Source organism: Legionella steelei (assembly GCF_001468005.1).
GTDB lineage: Bacteria > Pseudomonadota > Gammaproteobacteria > Legionellales > Legionellaceae > Legionella > Legionella steelei.
In genome coordinates, this window is the sequence record NZ_LNYY01000019.1 from 1563995 (window position 1) to 1587432 (window position 23438).

A 23438-nucleotide genomic window follows, 5' to 3' on the forward strand; every position below is an offset into this window, starting at 1 on the left:
GACCCAAAGGATGGTCATGAATAAAACCAGGATAAAGCGCTGCGCCATACTACAGCTGAGTTGGAATCAATGTCTAATTAAGCAATTCCAAAATCTAATCAGTATCATATTATTAACCCTGCTTAGTGGTTGTCGTGTCGGACCCGATTTTGTACGTCCACCACCGCCTGAATCGACCTCCTACACAAAAGCAAAGGTAGCCTCTCACCTGGTTCCTGGAAATGGAGAGCCTTCGCAACATTTGATTCTTGGGAAAGAAGTTCCTGCTGCATGGTGGCAACTGTTCCATTCACCATCACTGAATCAAGTAATTCAACAAGCGATTGCCAATAGTCCAACAATAGAAGCAGCAAGAGCAAAATTAGCTCAAGCACAACAATCAATACTTATGGCACGTGGTTCGTTCTATCCACAAATTGATGGTTCAGGAAGTGCTCAGCGTGAGAAAGGACCTCCTTTGGCCTTTGGTTTATTATCTGCTGTACCTGCTACTACCATTAAAGGAGTACCTACCTACAATCTTTATTCATTTGGACCTACAGTGAATTTTGTCCCCGATGTATTTGGGCTTACATCAAGGCGAGTTGAACAACAAACCGCTCTGGCTGAAAATCAAGCCTACCAGCTTGCAGCAGCACAGCTTTCAGTAACCGGTAACATTGTGGCACAAGCGCTTACTATTGCATCCATTCGTTTGCAAATTAAGGCATTAGAAAAAATCATTGCAGACGATGAAAAGAGTCTTGAGTTGATGCAAAAAAGATTAGTCGTTGGATTAGTGAATCGCACCGATTTTTTATTGGCTCAAAACCAGCTTGAAAAAGACCGTAGCAACTTGCCACAACTGAAACAACAACTTGATGCTGCTGAACATGCACTGACTATTTTGGTAGGTAAATCTCCTGCAGAATGGAGCCCACCAGCCTTTAGCATGGATGAATTTACTTTGCCAAAAAATTTACCTCTTGTTTTCCCTTCCATGCTTGTTTCACAGCGTCCTGATATTATGGCTGCCGAAGCGGAGCTTCATGCAAGCAGTGCTGCCATTGGGATTGCTAAGGCACAACTGTTTCCAACAATTACCTTATCTGCTTCAGTTGATCCTACAGCACTGACTCCCGCTAATTTATTTAACAGCTCTAACTTAGCCTGGGATATATTTTCAGGTGTCGCTACACCAATTTTTCATGGTGGCACCCTCCAGGCACAAAAAAGAGCTGCAATTGATGCGTTTCAAACTTCCTTGGCTATGTACAAACAGACGGTACTAGAAGGTTTGCGTCAAGTTGCAGATAAGCTTCGTGCCTTGAGTCATGATGCGGAACTCGTGCAAGCAGATCGTCGCTCTCTTGATACGTTAAAAGCCTCAGTCACCTTACAACGTCAACGATTTACAGTAGGCACAGTTGATTTACTCGATTTACTTAATGCTGACCGAACCTATCAGCAAGCGCGCATCAGTTATGCGCAGTCACAGTCACAACGTTATTTGGATAGCGCCCAACTTCTTGTTGCGTTAGGAGGTGGATGGAACAAAAAATTAGCTTAATCTTTTAGTCATTAAATTGACATTTTTAATTCAAATATTTATCAATACAATTTCATGAAGTAATTTGTGATAGTAGCGCTAACTACTTTACTATTATTCAATCAGCTCTGTATCAATAAGAATCTTGGATGTTAATGTTCGATGCACTGGACACATATTGGCAATTTCTAGCAACCTTAAGCGCTGCTCTTGCGTAAGAGCTCCTATTAGTTCAATCCTGCGATTGATTCGGTCGATTTTTGAGCTTGTTTTTTCGCATCCAACACAATCCTCGATATAGGTTTTCTCATGCGTTAATTTCACTCTAACTTTTTCAAGGGGAAGTTTTTTAAGATCAGCATACATACGTATAGTCATAGAGGTGCATGAACCTAATGCTGCAAGTAAGAAATCATAGGGTGAAGGTCCTAGATCATTTCCACCATATATAACTGGCTCATCTGCTATGAGATGGTGTTCTCCTATAATAATTTCCTGGGCAAACCTCCCCCTTTCACCTTCCTGAACTATTGTTTCATGTAATTTATTGTTTGATTCCATGATGGCTCACTTTAAATCGACGCAATGAAGTATCGAACAAAAAAATTATATCTATATCTAAAATACTAGGAACTAAATTGCAAAATGCAAACATTAAATTATAAGATTTATATTGCTATACCCGTGATCATTGAAGATGCTTGCTTTTTGGAGCAAGTGAGATCAAACTCTTCATATGAAAAAAATCAAACTGACGGAGATAGAAAAGGAATTACTATCATGAGCACTTGTAGCACCCATCGTCTTTCTTTTTTAGATAGGTATTTAACTTTCTGGATTTTTCTGACTATGGCTGCAGGTGTTGGTATCGGCTCACTATTTACTGAAACACCACAATTTATAAACTCATTATCTATTGGCTCGACCAATATTCCTATTGCACTCGGACTGATTTTAATGATGTACCCTCCTCTAGCTCGAGTGAAATATGAAGAGTTACCGCTAGTATTTAAAGATTGGCGTATCTTGTTATTGTCTTTAATTCAAAATTGGCTTGTTGGTCCATTTCTCATGTTTGGGCTTGCTGTTTTATTCTTGCATAACTACCCTGAATATATGACTGGACTCATTCTCATTGGGTTAGCGCGGTGTATTGCCATGGTTATTGTATGGAATCAGTTGGCTGAGGGCGATAATCAGTATGTTGCAGCCCTAGTCGCATTTAACAGCATTTTTCAACTCTTGTTTTTTAGTATCTATGCATGGTTCTTCCTCACGATTTTACCACCTTGGGTAGGTTTGACTGGACGAATAGTTCACATTAATTTTATGACCATTGCTGAAAGTGTCTTGATTTATCTTGGTATTCCCTTTTTTTCCGGATTTTTAACTCGTATTGTATTGATTAAGAAAAAAGGACTGTCTTGGTATGAAACCATTTTTTTACCAAAAATTTCTCCTATTACCTTAGTTGCTTTACTTTTTACGATTTTGGCAATGTTTGCTTTAAAAGGTGCTATGGTTTTACAACTTCCAGCGGATGTGATACGTATTGCAGTTCCCTTGATACTATATTTTATTGTGATGTTTTTTATTAGTTTTGCGATGGGTAAGCTTATTGGTGCTAATTATGAAAAAACAACAGCAGCATCTTTTACAGCAGCAAGTAATAATTTTGAGCTAGCCATTGCTGTAGCAATAGCTACATTCGGACTTAATTCTGGAATTTCTTTTACAACAGTCATTGGTCCACTGGTTGAAGTGCCTGTTCTTATTATGTTAGTGAATGTTGCCTTTTGGCTAAAACGGTCTTGGTTTTCAGAAAAAAATCAGCAATCTGAAAATCAGGTGTAGCAGATTTGTAACGAAGTGTAATATAACCCTAGTTGTTTCAGGCAGTTCTAGGCAGTAACTGATCAATTTATTACATCGCAATTTACTGATTAATCAAGCAATGCATATATTTTTTCTACAAAGCTCCATATATAATTGAATATTGCACTGTGGGGACAAAATCAAATTTAAATATGTAGATTAAGAAAATCCTATCTATAATTTAGTTTAAATTGGATTTTTTCTAGAGCCTGCATGTGAAATGGAAATATTTTATTCACATCAGTTTAACTTGAGGTAATTAACGATGTTACCTACACAATTGCAGCCCTATTCAGTCATTTTCATTTTACTCCTTTCAATGATTTTCTTTATCTGGAATAAGTGGTCCTATGCAATTACAGCAATATTAGCATTAACTGCTGCTGTTATTCTTGGTGCAGTTCCAGTTGCTCAAACATTCTCCGGAATAAATAACCCTGCTGTAATAACAGTTGCAAGTATCATGATTGCTACAAATATTATTGCTAAATCAAATGTTCTTAAAATTGCAATTAACAAATTTGATATGCATACCCAATCTTTGCAGGTACTTTCATTCAGTCTTTTTATTGCATTTGTTTCTGCATTTTTAAATGATACAGGCGCATTAGGACTTGTATTACCTGTTAGTATCTATAGCTCTCTTAAGTACAACCGTTCACCTTCTTATATTTTGATGCCCATTGCAATGGCCTCATTAATGGGAGGGATGGTCACATTAATCGGCACAGCATCCAATTTAATTATTTCAGATTTTCGAGCAAAAGCTATTGGTAAACCTTTTAGTTTGTTTGATTTTACCTATGTCGGCTTTTTTACAGCTCTGCTCGGGGTTATATTTATTGCGTTTATTGGTTGGCGCTTGTTGCCTAAAAAGAGAATACAAAAAACTTCATTTAAACCCATTTACACCATTGAAATTCGTATACCCCCAAAATCAAAATGGATAGACAAGACTTTCAATTGTTTTGAAGAAAATATTAAAGAATTAGCTGAGATTATGGGACTTATAAGAAGAAAGCGAAAATTAGGTTTACAAACAAATACTGAAATCAAATCAGGTGATCGATTTATTATCCAATCAACCCTGGAAAACTTAGAAGAACTTTCAAATTCTGTTGATATAGTCATTTCTAACTTTATAAGAAAAGGAAGTAAAAACAAGTCAGAAGATATCCTACTAGAAGCTATTGTACCAACTAAATCAAATCTTATAGGCAAAAAAGTTAAAGAAACTAATTTAAGATCAGTTTATAAAACTTCTTTTATCGCCATATCAAAGGCAACCAATTCTAAAATTGGAAGAATCAGAAATATAATTATTGAAGCTGGTGATATGGTTCTATTGCATTGTAAAGATCCAAATGTGTTAGATACTCTTCCGTCTTATGGTTTGATTCCCATAGAGACATCAACTTTACAATTAAAAATGGAATTTAAAAATTTTATACCCTTAATAATCTTCGTCATTGCAATTTTATTATCAGGATTATCTATTATGCCAGTTCAAATTGTTTTTTCTGCCGCAGCACTGCTCATGCTTTTGACTGATAGTAAAGCACTGGCATATGTATATAAGCAGTTTGATTGGGCTGTCATTATTTTTCTAGCAGCGATAATTCCTTTAGGAGATGCGCTAACTCATACCGGGGGAGCAGATCTCTTGGCACAGCTGATATTCAGATTGTCACAGCATCTATCGATTTTTTGGACAATTGCACTCTTAATAGGAATTTCTATGTGCATCGCCAATTTCATTCATAATGTTGCAACGGTCATTGTTATGGCTCCAATCGCCATTAGTCTCGCAAATACTTTAAAGATACCAATAGATCCATTTCTTATGGCTGTAGCCATAGGTTCCTGCTGTGCGGTGTTAACACCTATTGGACATCAAAATAATCTTTTGGTCATGGGGCCTGGAAGGTATAAGTTCCTTGATTATATGCGACTGGGATTACCACTTGAAATAATAGTGTTGCTGGTGGCAACTCCTCTGATATATTGGATATGGTATTTGAAGTAGCATAAGTATTTTATACCCAAAAAATAATGATTTGGTACTGACTGAAATAATTATCTGGTCACATTAGAGCCGCTCTCTACAATTTTGATTTGTAGCTTTCTTTTGATTCTTGAGTTGTGCATCTAATTATCTCTTATCTTATTTTGATGTGTACTAAGTTATGAGCTTTGTTTTTAAGCCATACAACTATACTAATAACCCCATCCATTAAGTAAGGCTTTAGCCCCTTTTGCTTGTAACAAATCATTACGCGCATCTTCAATGATTATTTGGGCTCGTGCTAAATTACGCCATGCTTCACGTAAATCAACCAAATCCCCTTCAAGATTAAAATAACGTTGTTTAGCCACCTTAAAACCGTCTTGTGCAATGTTTAATTCAATATTCAGATGCTTAATTCGAGTTATTGTCGCTCTGATGGTTAAATCAAGTTTTGCATTCATTTCTTCGATATATTGCTTTTGTGCCGCAATTGCTTGTTGTTTTGCTAATAATTCAGCTTGAGCTTGGCTAATGCGACTTGTGATATTGAAATCAAGAAGCGGCATCGATACCCCAACTCCCACAGCATAATTATCTTTGCGTACCAAATGAGTTTTATCCATCCCCCCACCACTGGCAATCGCAACAATCTCAGGTCTGAACGTTGCTTTTTCTTTTTTTAATTTTTCCTGGGCAGCTTTAGCATCCGCAATTGCTCTTTTCACATAAGGACTTGCGAAGACTCGACTTTGTGAATTCAATGAATCGATAAGCTTATCTGAGAGTACAGGACAAGCAATGGTGGATGCATCTATTCCTGTAATTATTGCAAGTTCTTTAAGACTGCCAAGCATTTGCTCTCTTAAAAATGCATGTTCTGTGCGTGCTTCTTGCGTCTCGGATTCCGACAAATAATTATCAACTACAGAACGCTGGCCTGTTTTTACAAAATGTTTTGCCTCTTTGGTAATAAGTGCTGACTCCTTAGCTAAGTTAATCCATATCTCTTGTTTTTTCTTGTAAGTAGCACATTGATAATAGGCTTGTAAGGCGAATAATTGAACTTCATAGGCAGTTACGCGAGTGGATTGTTTTGCTACATCAACTTCTGAGCGTGCTGCTTTCACAGCTGCTGCTGTTCGGCCAAAATCATAAATTAATTGTTTAGTAACGACTCCTGCAGTGGGGCCTGAGCGATATGGAGAGCCTACTAAACCTTCAATACCAAGCCAATTGGAAGATCCTGGAAAACCCGCGCTATCTATTGCTTCTGCTCTTAAAATAGGGAAATAACGTGCTTTGGCTACATCAATCTCTTTTTGTTTCACAAGCACTTCTAACTGGGCTTGAGAGATTGATTGGCTGTTTTTTGCAGCAAGACGAAGCAGCTCTTCTGTAGTTAAAATATGGTTCGTATTAGCCCAAACAGAGGTTGTAATACAATAGAAAAAGATTATGTTCCATTTACGCTTCATTTAGATGCTCGCGCTTTTTTGTGTGCCTTGGCAAAAAACATACGATATAAAATAGGGACAACAAAGAGAGTCAACATGACTGAAAAGAGTTGCCCTCCAATGACCGCTCGACCAAGGGGAATATTCGCTTCAGACCCTTTTTCTATCCCAATCGCCATAGGGATAAGACCAAGAATTGCAGCAAGTGAAGTCATCAAAATTGGCCGTAACCGCTCTTTGGCACCATTGATAATCCCTTCTTCTAAATGATCATTGAGTTTCGTATGGTAAGAAATAAACTCGATCAATAAAACTCCGTTCGCTACTGCAATTCCAATCATAAAAATTGCGCCAATTGCTGCTTGAATACTAAAATAGGTATGGGTTAACACCAACATCAGTACAATCCCTACAACCCCCAAAGGCACAGTAACCATAATGACCAAGGGAAGTGAAAAAGAACGAAACTGAACCACCAAAATTAAATAAACCAATGTTGCAGCAAGTAAGAACCCCCCTCCTAAAGATTGTACTGAATCCATCATCTCGCGAATTTCACCACGAATGGCAATCGAATAGCCTTCTGGCAATTGGGTTTTATCGATTATTTTTTGCACGTCTCGAGACAACCCACCGATATCACGTCCTTGAGCATCCAAATAAATATCCGTGACTCGTTTGAAATTAACATGATCAATCTGGATTGGTCCTTTAGTTTGGGTAATTGTAGCTATTCGTTTCAAAGGAGTAACACGTTCTCGTTCATGACCACGAATTGGAATATCAGCAAACTGCTCAAAACTCGATACTTGCTGCTCTGCAAATTGCACACCCATAGGATAATTAATCCCCGTTTTTGGATCAACCCAAATGACATTAGAAGCAAAGGTTGCACTGCCTGTGACCGCACTCACTACATTTTTTATAACCTCGTTGGTCGTAATTCCTAAATCCATGGCTTTATCACGATTGATATCTAAATTTATAATAGGAGCATCAAATCGCTCCTGAACACGAACATCCACAGCTCCCCGTATTTTTTTGATTTGATGTGCCAACTCTCTTGCAATTTTGAACTCTTCTTTGATATCAGGACCTTCGACTTGAACATCAATAGGCGCTCTTTGACCATAATTCAATGCTGAAGTTAATAGTCCACCTAATTCAATACCAATTCCCACATCAGGATATTCCTTTTTCATTTTTTCGCGAATGATTTTGGCATAATGTTGGGATGTATGTTGCCGATTTTCAGTCAATGCGATATTAAAAAACACATCTTGGGTGCCAACATTTGGGGTAAATGCGGCTGGGAAACCGTATTCAACCCCAGCATTCGTAATAATCATCTCCAGATCGCCTGGTTTTATCCATTGCCGTAATTTGCCATCAATTTCTTTGGCAAACTCTGTTGTTTTTTCGATACGAGTTCCTGAGGCAATGCGCATGGTCACAATAAAACTGCCTGCATCAGCACGAGGAAAAAGCTCAGTACCAATAAGCGGGATGAGCGATATTCCACCAAGGAATAAAGCAATTACCATCGCTAATACTGTTTTTCTGTATTTCAATGCCCAAGCCAATCCTTTTCCATATCCTTCAGTCAAATGATGAATGCCTTTTTGTGGCCAAAGTAACAAACCAGGTAATTTTGTGTGGTCAGAGCGATGTAAAAAGCGTGAGGCAAAAAGTGGCATTACCGTCATTGCAATCAAAAATGAACTTATCATCGCAAACATAACCGATTTAGCTAGCGCTGCGAATAATATTTTTACAATACCTGTTAAAAAAATCACGGGGAACAACACGACCAAAGTAGCCAGTGTTGATGCTAAAACAGGCATTGCCACTTCGGATGCTCCTTCCAAAGCGGCTTGTTTCGGTGAACGCCCTCTTTCTAGTTTTTTACTGATATTTTCCAATACCACAATGGAGTTATCAACCAATACCCCAATGGATAATGCCAGCCCACCTAAAGTCATTGCGTTGATGGTTTGTCCGGAAGCATTCAAACCAATCATTGCTGCCAATAAGGCCAGTGGCAACGAGAGTAAAATTCCAAAAGTTGCTCGAGGATTTCCTAAAAAAAGGAAAATCATAATCGCTGCTAAGCCACCGCCTAATAAGGCCTCTTGAGTAATGCTCGATATGGCTTTGCGAATAAAAATTGATTGATCAGCAACTAAAGTCAAATCGATATCCTGTAGGGTTTTCATCGATTTCTTAATTGCCGCTTTTACATTTTCTACAACTTTAATCGAGTTACCTCCAGGTTGTCGATAAACAGGAACATACACTTGTTCTTTGCCATCAATAAGCACTACATTGGTTTGAATTTGTCCTGAGTCTTTTGCTTCTCCTATTTGTTTTAGGTATACCGGAACACCATATTCTGCTCGTAATGGAAAATTATTCATTTCAGGAATATGTTGCACCAATCCATTACTGATAATCTGATAATCAAAATTACCAATTTTCACATCACCCGAAGGAATAAAAGTATTGAGTTGCACCATCTTTTCTAAAACGGCTAAGGGCGAGAAGTTGTATTCATTAAGTTTTTTAGGATCAAGGTAGATAACCACCTCTCTTAATCTTCCTCCCATCACAGTGGGCGCCATTGCTCCCGGAACTGCTTGAATCGTGTTACGTACTGTGTAACGGGCTACGTCATATATTTTTTCAATGCTTTTATTACCTCGAACCGCAACCAGCGCCAAAGGAATAGATGCCATAGGATCAAAAGGCAGAATTAAAGGCGGCAGAGTTCCTGGAGGTAGTTGGCTCATAACCGACATCACTAAGGATGTAGTTTGAGCCATAGCGGAGTTAAGACCTGTAGTGGGTTCAAAAAAATTTTTAACGATACTTACCCCGACTAAAGATTTAGATTCCTGTCGTTCAATACCAATTGCCTGAGCAGTATAACGTTCAAATCGGGCAGTTAAATTTTCTTCCACATCAGTCACTGGCATACCTGGGTATGATGAAATGACTTGCATTGCGGGCAAATTGGCTGAAGGCAACAAATCTTTTGGAAGACTAAAAATCGCAAGAACACCCATCAAAAGGATAATCAAGCAAGCCACAATAATAAGATGAGGATTATGAATGGCAGTTGATACTAAACCTGTCCCTATGCCTTTCCCTGATTCTTCCATTGACTAAACTTAATGATTTAATAAGGCAAACATGGTGCATTAGTATGTTGAATTTTGCAAGTAAGAATTATCCATGAATAAGTAGTGCTCATTTGAAAAGTGCGATAAAGTCATTTTAATTGCACAATAATTTGAAATGGAATTTTTATGACACCGGAAGTAATTGAAATTTTAAAAAAAATTAAAGAGCAAAAACCTTATGTCTTAACTATTACCAATTATTTTCCTATGGGTTACGTGGCTAGTGGAATTCGCAGTGTTGGTGGATTTCCTTTAATGTGTAATGCAGAACAAGAAGTTAAAGAACTACTAGGGATATGTAAATCTGTGGTGATCAATCTAGGAAAATTAGATAATGCATTTATTAAACTGAGCAACCATATATGCAAAATAGCAAATGATATTAACCTACCTATTATTTTAGATCCTGTCGGAGCAGGTGCAAGCCAATACAGAACCGACACAGCTATCAATATGATAAAAAATCATCGAATTTCTATTATACGTGGCTACCCCAATGAAATTGCTAGCTTATTGACAGGAGAATTAGTAATACAAAATAACAATCACATGATTGCGCAGAATATAATTATTGAACACGCAAAATCATTATCAATAAAACATAATGTAGCCGTGGTAGTTAGTGGGAATAAACACAGGGTCATTGATTCTCACCAAATGAATCAATTTAATTTTGATTCAGACACCGTGCAAAAAGTAGCTGGAATAGGAAATTTGCTTTCGGCAATCATTAGTGTTTTTAGTGCTGTTGAAAAGGACCGATTCATTGCTGCTAAAAATGCAGTTCATTTTTATGCTGAATGTGTTGGCCCAAAATCTAGTGTCGCCCTTGGACCGGCTTCTTTAATTACAGGGATTATAGATCAACTATATATTAACTCAGTAAAGGCACAACTATTTCCACACTAACTTTTGGCAGAAAATAACTTATTTTCAATTTTGTCTAAAAAAATCAATGTATTCTTGTTGAGATTGAGACGAAAACCCCAAAAAACCCAGGTGTAGCAGATTTGTAACAACCTCAAGCATCCCTTTTTTGAACGTCGCTTTTGCTTTATCAATATTCACCGTTGATGGCAAAAAGATAGAACGCTCATATTTTCCATAGCTGAATTATAGATTTTTTGATACAGCCTTTAAATTTTTCTACATAAAATCGTCTTGTCAAGTCAACATAATTTTTTTGAAAAAATCAGGCAAAAAAATATATTAAAAAAAATCAAATCAATTTAATGCATTAACAGTAACAAGCTAAAAGCTAATGCCATTGGCTATAAATTGGACTAAAATAATCTATAATTGCTTTAAATTTAAATAACGTGTTATCAAAGGTGAAAAATGGATAAGTTCATCAATCGATTTGAAGCGGGCGTTATTCTAGCAAAATACCTTAAAGATTTTGCAAATAAACCGGACGTTATTATTTTGGCTTTGCCAAGGGGAGGAGTACCTGTAGCCTATGAGATTGCCAATGCATTATCAGCCCCACTTGAAGTCTTTATTGTTCGTAAATTAGGACTTCCAGGTCATGAGGAACTTGCTATGGGAGCCATTGCTTCAGGGGGTACGGTCTTTTTTAATGAGCCGTTGATGAGTCAATTAAACCTCAATCACTTATCACTACAGGATGTAATAGAAAAAGAACGAGAGGAATTACAGCGTCGAGAGCTGTTATATCGAGGTAATACTCCCTTTCCAAATCTCAAAGGAAAAATAGTTATATTAGTAGATGATGGAATTGCCACAGGCGCTACCATGATGGCAGCAATAGAGGCAATCCGTAATCATCAACCAACATCTATTATTATTGCCGTTCCTGTTGCCGCTTATTCAACTTGTGAAGAAATGGCTCCTTTAGTTGATAAAATCGTTTGTCCACTAAAACCAATTGATTTTTATGCAGTAGGTTTATGGTATGAAAATTTTCCGCAAACCTCTGATAATGAGGTGATTGAATTATTAAAAAAATCACATTCAATACATTCTTCATCTAGGTGAATCATGTCTCATTTTACTTTAAAGGCAACGCACGACATCACCATTCCAAGCGGTAATGCCATCCTCAATGGAATATTATATATTCCAGAGGAAACACGCGGACTAGTACTATTTGTACATGGAAGTGGCAGTAGTCGATTTAGCATACGCAATCAATATGTCGCAAAAATTTTAAACAATGCCAAACTTTCTACTTTGTTATTTGATTTATTCACTCCAGATGAGGATGCTATTGATAGCCGTACACGTCAATTTCGTTTTGATATCGAGTTTTTAGCATCACGATTAATTGATGCAACTCAATGGTGTTTGGGGCAAGAGCCACTTAGTTCTTTACCTATAGGCTATTTTGGAGCAAGTACCGGTGGAGGTGCAGCTTTGGTTGCTGCAGCACTTAAACCAGATTTGGTTTATGCCATAGTCTCACGAGGTGGGAGACCTGACTTAGCTGGAGATGCTTTAGCTCGCGTCCAGGCTTCTACTTTACTTATAGTCGGAGGTTATGATGATGTTGTGATTCAAATGAATAAAGAAGCAATGTCACAATTAAATTGCATCAAGGAAATGGAAATTGTTCCAGGCGCAACCCACTTGTTTGAAGAACCTGGAACTCTTGATATGGCTGCAGAACTTGCAAAAAATTGGTTTGTTAGATACTTAAAGCAACTTTAATGTTCTTTCCAGAACTCAATAGTGGGAAAGGAGACTTTTTATGAATATCGATGCGCAGCTTAAGCTCATTGATGTAATTAATGAGGCAGCAATATCCCTAGAAAAGCCAACTGATTATTCATTACTGATGGAACGAATTGGTGATGCCCGTTTTGTTATGATAGGTGAGGCATCGCATGGAACACATGAATTTTATCAGACTCGTATCGAAATAACCCAACAACTTATCCAAAAAAAGGGGTTTATGGCTGTAGCTATAGAGGGGGATTGGCCTGATGCTCATCGTGTACATCGGTACATACAAGGTCGAAGTGATGTGGATGACAATAAGAGTGCTTTGGATGATTTTAAACGGTTTCCAACCTGGATGTGGCGCAATACCACCATGCCTCCCTTTCTCAAGTGGTTACGTGAATACAATGATTTGCCAACGACTGTAAATAAAGTTGGATTTTATGGTCTTGATTTATACAGCATTAATGCATCCATGCAAGCGGTTATTAATTATTTAACAAAGGTTGACCCCAATGCTGCTGAACAGGCCAAAAAACGTTATGCCTGTTTTGACCATCTGAATGTTGATCCCCAAATGTATGGCTATCTAACCAATACCAGAATAAAAAAATCATGTATCGTCGAGGTATTAGAAACACTTTATGAGTTACAACATAATGCCTTTAAATTCCTGCATGATAAAGATAAAAGTGCAGAAGATGATTATTTTTTCGCAGCACAAAATGCGCGCTTAGTTAAAAATGCGGAGGCCTATTATCGCTCCATGTTTGAAGGGCATATCACATCATGGAATATTCGCGATAAACATATGGTTGAAACGCTTAATGTCATTACTGACCATTTAGAACATCGTTTTAATAAGCCAGCTAAGATTGTTATTTGGGCTCATAATTCACATTTAGGTGATGCCCGTGCTACAGAAATGGGAGCAAGAGGTGAGGTTAATATTGGGCAACTGGTACGGGAACAGCATACTGATACTTATTCGATTGGTTTTTCAACCTATGATGGTTTTGTTACTGCTGCTTCGGACTGGGATGAACCAGCCCAAAGCAAAAAAATTGTTCCAGGGCTTCCTGGTAGCTATGAAGAGTTATTTCATCTTGTTCGTTATAAAAATTTTATTTTAAATCTAATTGGTAATGATGAATTGGATCATTTTCTTAAAATTCCACGATTACAAAGAGCGATTGGCGTGATTTATCGGCCAGAAACAGAGCGTCTTAGTCATTATTTTTTTACACATTTACCCTATCAATTTGACAGCATTATTCATTTAGATAGAACTAGTGCACTACAATCTCTCTGAGGTTAATACGAGCAAAGGAGCCATTATAATGTATAAGAATATTATGCTAGCACTTGATGGAAGTAAGATATCTGACTCTATAGTGGATGAAGTAATTAAACTAACGAAAGATCAGAGCGCTAATGTGCGGATTATCCATGTTGTTGATGAAAGCTTTGTTCATTATGGCGGACCTTCTTTTGACTATCTTTCAATTATTGCTGGGTGTAGAGAAGATGGACAAAAGATATTAGATAATGCTGCACAAAGGATAGCCAATCAATCATCTATCAAACCTGAAACATCCATCTTGGAATTAAAGCCATTTCAGGGAAGAGTAGCTGAGGTAATTGTTGACGCAGCAAAAGAATGGCCTGCTGATTTATTAATTATAGGCACGCACGGTCGACGTGGCTTTAGTCGTCTCTTTCTGGGTAGCGTGGCGGAGAATGTTGTTCGAATTGCTACAACACCAGTGCTTCTGGTGCGCTGTACTGATGCATAAACAAAAAGATGGATTTTTTATTAAGATATTTGCCAGAACTACCAATTTTGCTTTGTACATGAAGTCTATATGTGACAATTATCTCAATAAACACGCCCTAAATAAGGCTGCCTTGAACTTGGTATTAAATTTTCGACAGAACCGGTTAACGTTGAGTTATATTGAATAATATGAATGAGATCCTATCGTCGTTAACCTAACCTTGACTATACGAAAAAATACTCGTACAAATTAAAGAATATTATCCTTCTCGCCTCAATGTTCATGGCAAACTTAATTAATTTCAGAAAATACGTGCCCATAATTTTTTTATTATTATGCTCGACATTACATGCCTCTTTTATTGAGCAAACAATTGGAACTGCTGTAGTGAAGGATGCAACAGCCGTTTACTTTAATCCTGCGGCATTAACTATTTCACCTCATCAACAGTTTATCCTTCTGGGCACCCTGGCAAGAGCGCAATTTGAATTTAGCGGAAGTACACAAAAAATACCTTTTGAGGGTACCGAGTCAGGCTCAACCACCACTAAATCCAATTTTTTCTTGCCTTCCATGTATCTTAGCATCCCTATAAATGAAAAATTCGTGGCGGGTTTTGCTGTCGTTGCAAACGATTTTAATCGCGAGTTGGATAACCAACCCATTCTTCGCTATTTCCTTGCACGCAATCAAACGAATAATATTGATTTTATTCCCGCGCTTGGCATTAAAATCAATCAATTTCTTTCCATAGGAGGAAACCTTAATTTTACCTATGCACATCTCATTCAGGAGCCTATTGCTGCCGGTATTCCCCGTTTGAATATTCCTGAAAGCAATAGCTTAAATGACAGTAAAGCAAACAGTTTGGGCGGTGATTTCGGGATACTGATTAAACCAGGTAAAAGAACAGCTTTGGGGGTTAATTACCGCAGTGCAGTAACTTATAATTTACAGGGTAGTAGTACGATAACTGGTTCGCAGAGTATTTCTTCGAATGATTATCATTTTAAATACTGGACACCAGCAAGAAGTGTCATGACACTAAGCCATTTTGTCAATGAAAAATTAGGCTTTTTAGGAACTGTTCAATACCTTCAATGGAATATCTTTAAAGAGGTCTCTGTGCATAATTTTGCCACGAAGGCCAGCTCGCAGGTCTTTATTGTCCCCCGCGCGCTCATTAATTATCACTTTCACAACAGTTGGCTTCTAACCCTCGGGACAATTTATCAAGTTTCACCAAAGTGGGTTTTCCGAGTAGCGGGAACATATAATCAGTCGCCCTCGAATGGGAGATTTCAAATAGGCCCAGGCGATAGTTTGATTACTGGTTTTTCCATAGGATATCAATTGATGAATTATCTCACTGTTGATTGCGGTTATGCTCATGCTTTTTATAGAAAGGAACCGATTGATATCCTGACCTCCCAGAATATTATCACGGGCATTAATGAAGGCTACCATGATGCAGTCTCACTCAAATTGACGCTCACTGCTTAATGGTGAACTTGAATGAGACAATAATTAATTATCTAGAGGCTATAACGTATTCCTAACCTGATAATTCCTGAGAAGAATGGGGGTATTTAAGCGCTTACCTTGCAATTTGTGCCTTGGAATAGTTTAAAAACCGGGCTCTGGCTCGCCCAAGAGCCCGGACCCGTATGGTTCCGTGAGAAGTTGAGCATCGCGTTATCTTATATAAAGTCAATTAATGTCTATCTTGGAGTGTAATGTGATATGTCTAAATTGCTACAGCACCACCTTATTTTTTTAACCAATGCCACATTAATTTATTTTTAAGTATTTCAACTAAAAATAAATAGGCTATTGTTGCCGCAGTAAGGAATACAAAATAGGCTGGAGGTAGTGGAACAAAACTCCAAAACTTAGCTAAAGGACTAAAAGGCAATAATATGCCAATAGCTACTATGGTAAATACTGTAAACATGAGTGGCAAACTTGGCTTACTCTTCCAAGGGTTTTTGGCAGTCCTTATAACAAAAATGACCAGAGTTTGCGTTGCTAAAGACTCTACAAACCATCCAGTCTGAAAAAGAGGTTCAGTCGCAGCAAAAACACGTAACATGACATAGAAGGTTAAAAAATCAAAAATAGAACTTATCGGACCAATATAAATCATAAACTTTCGAATAATATCAATATCCCAATGTCTTGGTTTTCGAATAAAACTACTATCCACATTATCAGTTGGAATTGAGACTTGAGATATATCATACAGGAGATTATTTAATAATATTTGGGTAGGTAACATGGGTAAAAAAGGGATGAACAAAACAGCCCCAGTCATACTTAGCATATTACCAAAATTAGAGCTGGTTCCCATCATAAGGTATTTCATAACATTACCAAAGGACTTACGTCCTTCAAGTATGCCATTTAGCAATACTTGCAAATGGCGTTTTAATAAAATAATATCCGCGGCTTCACGCGCAATATCCACTGCATTTGCCACGGAAATACCAACATCTGCACTATGTAATGAGGGGGCATCATTAATGCCATCCCCAATATAACCAACTACATGTCCGCGCGTCCTCAAAGCAGTAATTATGCGCAACTTTTGGGCTGGAGCTACGCGTGCAAAAACGCTTGTGCGCTCTGCTATTTGAGCTAAAGCTTGATCATCGATGTGCTCTAAATTATCCCCAATAATAATATTACTAGCATCCAATCCCACTTGTTCACAAACATGTCGCGCAACCAGGTCATTGTCTCCGGTTAAAATTTTGACGGAGACGCCTTCAAATTTTAATTTTTTAATAAGTTCGCTGGCATCGGCTAAGGGAGGATCATTGAAGGCTAAAAATCCTAACAATACCATATCCTTTTCATCACAAACCTTATAACTTGGTTGCGGGATGATTTTGCGGTAGGCAACTGCTAAGACTCGATATCCCTGCCCGCTTAAAGATTCAAAGATGCTATTAATAGTATTACGACCCGGATCATCAATTAGTTTGCTGTCACCATTATCATCAAAATGGGTACAGATTTTAAAGATGTGTTCTGGGGCTCCTTTTGCTATGAGAACATGCTCTCCACTTTTATCCACAACAACACTTGAGCGACGACGAACAAAATCAAATGGGATTTCATCTATTTTGTTATAAGATTGTACATCTGGATGATTGTGTTTAAGAATCGCTATATCTAATGGGTTAAGGTTAGCCTTTTTTAAAACGGCTGAATTGAAGGGATTGGAAATTTCTGTTCCAAATAAGCTTGTCAGATAACCAAACAGCATGACATATTCTGAATTATTGCCAACAGAATCAATTACCTTATCCAGTGTCATTTCACCGCTAGTTAAGGTTCCAGTCTTGTCACTGCATAGAATATCAATACTGCCAAAATTTTGAATTGCAGATAAATTTTTGACGATAACATTTTTTTTAGCCATATGGACCGCACCTGCTGCCAACGTAACCGTAGTGATCATTGGCAATAATTCAGGAGTAAGTCCAACAGCTAAAGCAATAGCGAATAAAATGGATTCCAATAAAGGACGATGTAGATAGATATTAAAAGCAAGGACAAATATGACCAGTAAAAAAATCACTTTCATAATGAAAGTGCCGAAACGGATTATGCCTTTCTCAAATTCCGTGCGCGATGGTGCTTTTGACAGACTTTCTGCTATATTGCCGAACAAGGTATCGTGTCCAGTAGCAACTACTACTGCAGTTGCTTTGCCACTAATAATGGATGAGCCTGAAAAGACACAATTAATGGCTTCCGGCATGTTATTGGAAACTTGTTTAATGACTACTGCTTCTTTCTCTACTGGTAAGGATTCACCTGTAAGAGCAGATTGCTGTACATGGACATCTTTACTGGTTAGTAATATACAATCAGCCGGAATCATGTCTCCAGCTGATAGTCGAATAATATCACCAGGTACTAGGTCATCGCATAGAACTTCAATCCAGTTATTATTTCGTAACACGGTAGCTGTTGCAGCTATTTGCTCTTGTAACTTTTTAACCGCGACTAGGGCTTTGTGACTTTGAAAATAATCTAAAACTATGCTGATGAAAATAATAGTATTTATAATGATGGCACTGACTAAATTTCCAGTAAGACCCGATATTAATGCTGCAATAATGAGTATCGCAACTAATGGATTGGCAGCATGGGATATGGCTTCAAAAAAAACACCCCGACGCTTTTTAGCAATAATTGTATTTTTTCCAAAAACTTTTTGTCTCTGTTTAACTTCATCGATAGAAAGCCCCTTTTCAGAGGTTTCAAGCTTTGACAGTACTTGTTCTTTAGGTAGCGTTGCCAGGCTTTGAAGATTGGTATCCATACTCACTTAGCCGTTCATATTCCTTCAGGTCATTTTATTCAAGTTTTAATGCATTAATCAAATTATTTTTAACATACTACTTAACTCAACAAAATCCAAATTCAAACTAGCATTTGAAGCTCCCACAAAACCTTATTATATTGACAAACCCCAATATGCCAATCAATTACTAGATGATTCTTCTTAAAAGTATTGGCTGAGGGTGAATATCAAATTGAAGGTCTTGCCAAATGCTATTACCCTGAAGGTATTTTTGTTACACCAAATAAAAATGAATCAGTTCTAGATGCAACAAAGCGCTTGCAAATTATTAGTTGCTTATTTGCTGGCTCATTCAATTTCTCAATTATAACTTCGAGCCCACTTCTTCCTCCTTTTTATAAAGGGCAAAGGCATTAGAAAAAACATTTTGGTCAGCTCTCCGTCTCACGCCAATTTACGGTGACGAAACACTGCATAGTCCCTATTGATATTCATGATATAGTTTATTAGCCAATTAAATGTTATAATCATCCGCTGTTATTTTTTAATTATATGCCCTATTATCTTCTTATTGCCTATCTAGGGAAATTCATTTTTATCCTGCATTTTCTTTTCATTACCTCATAGTCATTAGGAGCAATTAGCTATTTATATAGGATATCTATGAGCTACCAAACGTGTCATTATTGTTTAGAAATTAAAAATGATTTTTCCTTAACAGGTAAATCTCGAGCTAAGAATGGAAAATTCCTTTGCTATCACCTCTGTACATCATGTACCCAAAAATTAATTAGCATTAATAGTTTCTCTGATAAACAAGGTCGTCAATTTTTTATAAACACAGTAAAAGAAAACGCTCAAAAATTCCCCATATATGTTGATGAATAATTCCTTTACCGTTAAAGAGTTAATACTTAAATAATTCACTCATGTAAGAACGCGTCATCTACAAACAAAAACATAGCTGAACAAAAATGAAAGGAGCTGCACATTAATAGGAACTGGTTCGAAATTCTTTTTCAATCAGATGTGTTTTGTTATTAGTAATTTGACCATTGTAATTACCAAATTCCCCATCTTGCTGGCTTAGCATCCAAATAAAAAGAGAGTTTAAATTATTCCCAGAGGATCGTTTAATTTCGATGTCATCGAAATATATTTTTGCGGTATAGGTAAACATTTTTTTCTCGATATGAAAGTGTATATGCGCACGATAAGTACGAAAGAAGAAAGGTATAATATGATTAAGTAAAGAAAAAAGAAAATAAAATGCTTATACAATCCCTTATTATTATAGCATACACAGGTGGGTTCAGAGTTTTAAACTACTGACATGCTACAAATAAGATTGACTTTTAACCTTAAAGAGTAGTAACCTAGTCTCAGCTAGAAAATGTCTATTTTATACTCTCCAAATCGTCGTTTTATTCATTTAATCCCTCGTTCTGTAGTTTTTAATTCCTGACCGGTTTCCGGCTAAATTCGCCTATGCAGGCATTATAATAAATATAAGGATTACTTATGTCTAAAACAGTAAACGGAGTCGTTAAATGGTTTAACGAATCAAAAGGGTTTGGTTTTATTGAGCAAGATTCCGGGCCGGATGTATTTGCTCACTTTAAAGAAATTTTAAGTTCTGGCTTCAAAACCCTCACAGAAGGTCAGCGAGTACAATTCATTGTGACGCAAGGAGCAAAAGGTCTTCAAGCACAAAATATAATAGCTCTTTAATTTAAGTAGTTAATATGATTAACCACTATATCTCTTTGTAGTTGTAGTGGTTACTTGGAGAAAACGACAGTGAAGCAAAATAAAATTTATGTAGGTAACTTACCCTTTGGAGTCACTGAAGAATCATTACAAGAGGAATTTTCAAAATATGGTAAAATAGACGAGCTTCTTTTAATCAAAGATCGCTTTACTGGCCACATCAAAGGTTTTGGCTTTATAACTTTTAGCTCCCAACAAGAAGCTCAATCCTCTTTAGATATGAATGGGAAAATGCTGGAAGGACGTCCATTAAAAGTAACTATGGCCCAAGAGAAATACACCTCACGCGGACGTCATCGATAATTTATATTGGTTTTTAATATATTAAAGCTTCTGCTCAGCAGACAGACTATCCTATGCATTTTACCTCTATATATCAAACCATTTTATTCACAAAGAATGAACTGCAGTATTATTGAACGAGAAAAGAGAATTATTGAAAAAAAAATTCTGTGGCAAAAACACGATGTCCGGTGACATACTTGAGGCATTAACCAAAGATGCAGGATTAGCAGGCAACACAATTGGCAAAATTAACATTACCGCCATTTACTCATATGTTACCATCCACCACAGCCAAGCAGATGAACGTACCAATATTTACAAAGTGGAAAATTAAAAGGACGCAAAGTTAATGTGCGCAAAATAAATTGATTTTTCTAAACACTGCGACAATTAACCGTAACAAATGGAAAAAAGAAGAAGTTATTATGTGAAAGGCATAATAATACAAGCTGTATGCATATATTAGGAGCTATTGAAGCAATAATATACAGCAGATAAACATTATTTAATCTCAGGATATCACTCAAATGAAAATACAAGAGGATCTTCATGAACGACGAGCGCTTAAAATATCAATAGCTATTACCTTTCTCTTAGCTGTTGTAGGTATTTTATTTGGGCTACTATCGGGTTCCTTGGCTATCGTCTTTGACGGTATGTTTAATATAGTTGATACCATTATGTCAATCCTGGCATTGTTTGTTGCCCGTCTTTTAACAAGAAAGGGGAATCGGAAATTTCAATATGGTTACTGGCATATCGAACCTATGGTACTTGTTTTGAATGGTAGCATCCTCATACTTCTTTGTACCTATGCAATGATAAATGCAATTGGCAGTTTAATGTCTGGTGGGCATGAGCTTAATTTTGATTGGGCATTTGCGTTTGCTCTTTTGGTATTTTTTTTATCAACTGGCATGTATTTTTATTTGATGAAAAAAAACCGAAAAATTAATTCCGAATTCTTGCGATTAGACATACAAAGCTGGTTAATGTCTGCATTGATTTCCTCTTCTCTCTTAGTGGCATTTGGCATCGCAGCTTTGTTGCATAGTGGGGTCTATGGATATTTTACTCCCTACATTGACCCCCTTATTTTAGCGATTCTTACTGCCTGTTTGATTTTTGTGCCTATGGCCGCGGTCCGTGATGCCATGCGAGACATATTTCGCATGGCACCCTTGGATCTTGACGAAAAAATAAGAGAGTTTTTAGATGAGCTTACCAAACTGCGTAATTTCAAAACTTATACAAGCTACGTTGCAAAAATAGGACGCGCGCAATTTATTGAAATACATATAGTAGTACCCAAGAACTTTCCAATTTCAAGCATTGAAACCTTAGATGAAATTCGTAATGAAATTGCGTTGGCTATTGGAGAAGACACGCCTAAACGTTGGCTAACCATCGCCTTTACTGCAAATGAAAATTGGATTTAGCAAGAGTCTTATTCAATGTGAAGGTATGCTACCGAAAATAGGGGGGTACACCTATGAATTCTTAATTGTAATAAATGAATTAAATAGAACAACTTGCTTGCTAGCAACAAGATTTGCTTATGAAACGCCCCAAAGCAAATACAGACTCGATTGCATCAAATAAGTAGGTTACCCTGAATGTTCTTTAAGTAACATCGGTAAAGATGTTCTCAAAATATTAAATGATTTCAACATCCTCTGCCTGAGGCCCTTTTTGTCCTTTTACTGCATTAAACAAAACATCGGTACCTTCTGAAAGAGTTTTAAAACCAGTCGATTGAATTGCGCTAAAGTGCACAAAATAATCTTTTCCATTACTTTCAATGAAACCAAAACCTTTGCCCTCATTAAACCATTTTACTTTTCCACGTAATTTATCTGACATTTTAAATTTCTCATTTATTTTATAAGTATTGAATTATCGCAAATTGAATTGAATGCGGCTATCTCAAAAAATAGTACGCGCATAGACACTAAAATACAATAGTAGAACTGAATAAGTATTTTTTTTGCCAACAAAGGCGTAGAGTACCCAACGAGAGATTGTTGCAAGCTCCTGATTTTCAAACCTATCCGGGTAAACTCAGAACTGCTTAATCAACCTTTTATTTGAAAAGAGACATAATAAAAAACAAGTCTACATTTCTAATCATGAAAAACTTGACAAGGAAATATTGCTCCAAATGCTCCAAAATACACAACAGTAGAGCAATCTTGAACTACAAAAAAATTATGAGCGAAAACCAAGGTGTCTGGGGTTCGAGTCCCTCAGATCGCGCCAATCTTTCATTTTAAATCAATAAGTTAAGATGACCACATTAATGTAAGAGCGCTTGGTTTTTAGAGAAATTGTGACCAAAACGAATCTTAAAGCACCCTAAAAATGCTCATTATTTGCATCTTATGATGCTTATATAGTACTAATTTTCGCTTTTTTAAGGGTAGCCTACTTGGTTTTTTACCAAGTACTCTCGCTCTAAAGAATAATTCAACCCTCTTACTTAAGTGAGCTTAGAAGCATACCTCATTAAATATCTATAAAAACAATGAGATCAGTGTGCTCTGACGATTTTTATGTTA

Annotated in this window: 18 protein-coding genes and 1 pseudogene; 13 read left to right on the forward strand and 6 right to left on the reverse strand. The window is 37.0% G+C overall.

The window, feature by feature from the left end:
- Positions 1-16 precede the first annotated feature (16 nt).
- Positions 17-1549, forward strand: coding sequence for an efflux transporter outer membrane subunit (locus tag Lste_RS11060; RefSeq protein ID WP_058510987.1), 1533 nt, complete (start codon positions 17-19; stop codon positions 1547-1549).
- A gap of 93 nt (positions 1550-1642) precedes the next feature.
- Here the strand turns inward: Lste_RS11060 and Lste_RS11065 are convergent, their stop codons facing one another.
- The gene (locus Lste_RS11065) at positions 1643-2089 is read right to left on the reverse strand and encodes an OsmC family protein (protein ID WP_058510988.1); all 447 of its coding nucleotides are present in this window, start codon (positions 2087-2089) and stop codon (positions 1643-1645) included.
- A gap of 219 nt (positions 2090-2308) precedes the next feature.
- Between Lste_RS11065 and arsB the strand changes: the two genes are divergently transcribed.
- Together arsB and Lste_RS11075 are read left to right on the forward strand one after the other, a co-directional pair.
- Positions 2309-3382 carry an ACR3 family arsenite efflux transporter gene (gene arsB / locus Lste_RS11070; RefSeq protein WP_058511720.1) on the forward strand — a complete coding sequence of 358 codons (1074 nt, stop codon included), beginning with the start codon at positions 2309-2311 and terminating at the stop codon, positions 3380-3382.
- A 286-nt stretch (positions 3383-3668) separates the two neighbouring features.
- Positions 3669-5429, forward strand: coding sequence for an SLC13 family permease (locus Lste_RS11075; protein ID WP_058510989.1), 1761 nt, complete (start codon positions 3669-3671; stop codon positions 5427-5429).
- A gap of 191 nt (positions 5430-5620) precedes the next feature.
- Here the strand turns inward: Lste_RS11075 and Lste_RS11080 are convergent, their stop codons facing one another.
- On the reverse strand, positions 5621-6886 hold the full coding sequence (locus Lste_RS11080; protein WP_058510990.1) for a TolC family protein: 1266 nt from the start codon (positions 6884-6886) through the stop codon (positions 5621-5623).
- Positions 6883-10026 carry an efflux RND transporter permease subunit gene (locus Lste_RS11085; RefSeq protein WP_058510991.1) on the reverse strand — a complete coding sequence of 1048 codons (3144 nt, stop codon included), beginning with the start codon at positions 10024-10026 and terminating at the stop codon, positions 6883-6885. Before Lste_RS11085 ends, Lste_RS11080 begins: the two co-directional genes overlap by 4 nt.
- 147 nt (positions 10027-10173) lie before the next feature.
- On the opposite strand from Lste_RS11085, the gene thiM reads away from it, so the two are divergent.
- The 6 genes from thiM (at position 10174) to Lste_RS11115 (ending at position 16010) form a co-directional block, all read left to right on the forward strand.
- Positions 10174-10956, forward strand: coding sequence for a hydroxyethylthiazole kinase (thiM, locus tag Lste_RS11090; RefSeq protein WP_058510992.1), 783 nt, complete (start codon positions 10174-10176; stop codon positions 10954-10956).
- Positions 10957-11385: 429 nt separating this feature from the next.
- On the forward strand, positions 11386-12045 hold the full coding sequence (locus Lste_RS11095; protein ID WP_058510993.1) for a phosphoribosyltransferase: 660 nt from the start codon (positions 11386-11388) through the stop codon (positions 12043-12045).
- 3 nt (positions 12046-12048) lie between these two features.
- Positions 12049-12717 carry a dienelactone hydrolase family protein gene (locus Lste_RS11100; protein ID WP_058510994.1) on the forward strand — a complete coding sequence of 223 codons (669 nt, stop codon included), beginning with the start codon at positions 12049-12051 and terminating at the stop codon, positions 12715-12717.
- Positions 12718-12757: 40 nt separating this feature from the next.
- Complete coding sequence (locus Lste_RS11105) at positions 12758-14041, forward strand: erythromycin esterase family protein (RefSeq protein WP_058510995.1); 1284 nt, start codon at positions 12758-12760, stop codon at positions 14039-14041.
- Positions 14042-14069: 28 nt separating this feature from the next.
- Positions 14070-14525 carry a universal stress protein gene (locus Lste_RS11110; protein WP_058510996.1) on the forward strand — a complete coding sequence of 152 codons (456 nt, stop codon included), beginning with the start codon at positions 14070-14072 and terminating at the stop codon, positions 14523-14525.
- 294 nt (positions 14526-14819) lie between these two features.
- Positions 14820-16010: an OmpP1/FadL family transporter gene (locus tag Lste_RS11115; protein ID WP_237760468.1), complete on the forward strand. Its 1191-nt coding sequence runs from the start codon at positions 14820-14822 to the stop codon at positions 16008-16010.
- Positions 16011-16275: 265 nt separating this feature from the next.
- Here the strand turns inward: Lste_RS11115 and mgtA are convergent, their stop codons facing one another.
- Together mgtA and Lste_RS11135 are read right to left on the reverse strand one after the other, a co-directional pair.
- Positions 16276-18843, reverse strand: a complete 2568-nt coding sequence (gene mgtA, locus Lste_RS11120) for a magnesium-translocating P-type ATPase (RefSeq protein ID WP_058510998.1) — start codon at positions 18841-18843, stop codon at positions 16276-16278.
- 973 nt (positions 18844-19816) lie between these two features.
- Positions 19817-20005 (reverse strand): hypothetical protein, encoded by a 189-nt coding sequence (locus tag Lste_RS11135; RefSeq protein ID WP_058511001.1) that lies wholly within the window; start codon positions 20003-20005, stop codon positions 19817-19819.
- 341 nt (positions 20006-20346) lie between these two features.
- Here Lste_RS11135 and Lste_RS11140 point away from each other — a divergent pair, with 341 nt between their 5' ends.
- The 4 genes and pseudogenes from Lste_RS11140 (at position 20347) to Lste_RS11155 (ending at position 22319) form a co-directional block, all read left to right on the forward strand.
- Positions 20347-20556, forward strand: coding sequence for a cold-shock protein (locus Lste_RS11140; RefSeq protein ID WP_058498931.1), 210 nt, complete (start codon positions 20347-20349; stop codon positions 20554-20556).
- Between the two features lie 69 nt (positions 20557-20625).
- Entirely contained in the window at positions 20626-20898 is a 273-nt protein-coding gene (locus Lste_RS11145; RefSeq protein ID WP_058511002.1) for an RNA recognition motif domain-containing protein, read from the forward strand.
- A 169-nt stretch (positions 20899-21067) separates the two neighbouring features.
- A pseudogene (locus Lste_RS11150) lies at positions 21068-21249 on the forward strand (DbpA RNA binding domain-containing protein); the annotation flags it as partial.
- Positions 21250-21407: 158 nt separating this feature from the next.
- A complete protein-coding gene (locus Lste_RS11155) occupies positions 21408-22319 on the forward strand; it encodes a cation diffusion facilitator family transporter (RefSeq protein WP_058511004.1) in 912 nt (303 codons plus the stop codon).
- A 217-nt stretch (positions 22320-22536) separates the two neighbouring features.
- Here the strand turns inward: Lste_RS11155 and Lste_RS11160 are convergent, their stop codons facing one another.
- Entirely contained in the window at positions 22537-22743 is a 207-nt protein-coding gene (locus tag Lste_RS11160; RefSeq protein WP_058511005.1) for a cold-shock protein, read from the reverse strand.
- Positions 22744-23438 lie beyond the last annotated feature (695 nt).

Excerpts from the sequence above, each read along its gene's own strand:
- Lste_RS11060 (WP_058510987.1), top strand. The coding sequence starts at position 17 with ATGAATAAAACCAGGATAAAGCGCTGCGCCATACTACAGCTGAGTTGG.
- Lste_RS11065 (WP_058510988.1), bottom strand. The coding sequence starts at position 2,089 with ATGGAATCAAACAATAAATTACATGAAACAATAGTTCAGGAAGGTGAA.
- arsB (WP_058511720.1), top strand. The coding sequence starts at position 2,309 with ATGAGCACTTGTAGCACCCATCGTCTTTCTTTTTTAGATAGGTATTTA.
- Lste_RS11075 (WP_058510989.1), top strand. The coding sequence starts at position 3,669 with ATGTTACCTACACAATTGCAGCCCTATTCAGTCATTTTCATTTTACTC.
- Lste_RS11080 (WP_058510990.1), bottom strand. The coding sequence starts at position 6,886 with ATGAAGCGTAAATGGAACATAATCTTTTTCTATTGTATTACAACCTCT.
- Lste_RS11085 (WP_058510991.1), bottom strand. The coding sequence starts at position 10,026 with ATGGAAGAATCAGGGAAAGGCATAGGGACAGGTTTAGTATCAACTGCC.
- thiM (WP_058510992.1), top strand. The coding sequence starts at position 10,174 with ATGACACCGGAAGTAATTGAAATTTTAAAAAAAATTAAAGAGCAAAAA.
- Lste_RS11095 (WP_058510993.1), top strand. The coding sequence starts at position 11,386 with ATGGATAAGTTCATCAATCGATTTGAAGCGGGCGTTATTCTAGCAAAA.
- Lste_RS11100 (WP_058510994.1), top strand. The coding sequence starts at position 12,049 with ATGTCTCATTTTACTTTAAAGGCAACGCACGACATCACCATTCCAAGC.
- Lste_RS11105 (WP_058510995.1), top strand. The coding sequence starts at position 12,758 with ATGAATATCGATGCGCAGCTTAAGCTCATTGATGTAATTAATGAGGCA.
- Lste_RS11110 (WP_058510996.1), top strand. The coding sequence starts at position 14,070 with ATGTATAAGAATATTATGCTAGCACTTGATGGAAGTAAGATATCTGAC.
- mgtA (WP_058510998.1), bottom strand. The coding sequence starts at position 18,843 with ATGGATACCAATCTTCAAAGCCTGGCAACGCTACCTAAAGAACAAGTA.
- Lste_RS11135 (WP_058511001.1), bottom strand. The coding sequence starts at position 20,005 with ATGTTTACCTATACCGCAAAAATATATTTCGATGACATCGAAATTAAA.
- Lste_RS11140 (WP_058498931.1), top strand. The coding sequence starts at position 20,347 with ATGTCTAAAACAGTAAACGGAGTCGTTAAATGGTTTAACGAATCAAAA.
- Lste_RS11155 (WP_058511004.1), top strand. The coding sequence starts at position 21,408 with ATGAAAATACAAGAGGATCTTCATGAACGACGAGCGCTTAAAATATCA.
- Lste_RS11160 (WP_058511005.1), bottom strand. The coding sequence starts at position 22,743 with ATGTCAGATAAATTACGTGGAAAAGTAAAATGGTTTAATGAGGGCAAA.